2 protein-coding genes are annotated in these 436 nt (G+C 71.1%); both read left to right on the top strand.

The window, feature by feature from the left end; translation table 11 throughout:
* On the top strand, positions 1-229 hold a 229-nt coding region (locus tag M8009_RS18905), incomplete at its 5' end, for a JAB domain-containing protein (protein WP_284047906.1).
* Positions 226-436, top strand: a 211-nt coding sequence (locus tag M8009_RS18900) for a hypothetical protein (protein ID WP_250064029.1), incomplete at its 3' end; no start/stop codon positions are given. The genes M8009_RS18905 and M8009_RS18900, both read left to right, overlap by 4 nt.

The following is a 436-nucleotide window of genomic DNA, read 5'->3' as shown; positions in this document are numbered from 1 at the left end:
GACCAGCGTGTACCCGCGCGAGGTGGTGCTGCGCGCCCTGCACCACCAGGCCGCCAGCGTGGTGCTGGCGCACAACCACCCCAGCGGCACGGTGCAGCCCAGCCGCGCCGACGAGGCCCTGACGCAAACCCTCAAGGCCGCGCTGGCGCTGGTGGACGTGCGGGTGCTGGACCATGTGATCGTGGGCGCGGGCGACGCACTGTCCATGGCCGAGAAAGGCCTGCTGTGAAAGTCCGCACCCTGCAAGACCTGAAGCTGGTGCAGAAAAAGCTGGCCGAGCAGCAGAAGCTGGCAGCGGCGCAAGAGGCCGCCCGCAAGGAAGCCGAGCGCCGCCGCCTGGCCGAGCAGGACCTGTTCAAACGCGCGGCGGGCGCCGTCCAGCCCATCCGCCAGCCAGCGCGGGTGCAACTGGCCACGGAACAGCCGGCACCCATCC

The sequence above is a fragment of the Halomonas gemina genome, assembly GCF_023554995.1.
Taxonomy (GTDB): Bacteria; Pseudomonadota; Gammaproteobacteria; order Pseudomonadales; family Halomonadaceae; genus Halomonas; species Halomonas gemina.
This window is presented reverse-complemented; position numbering and strand designations above follow the sequence as displayed.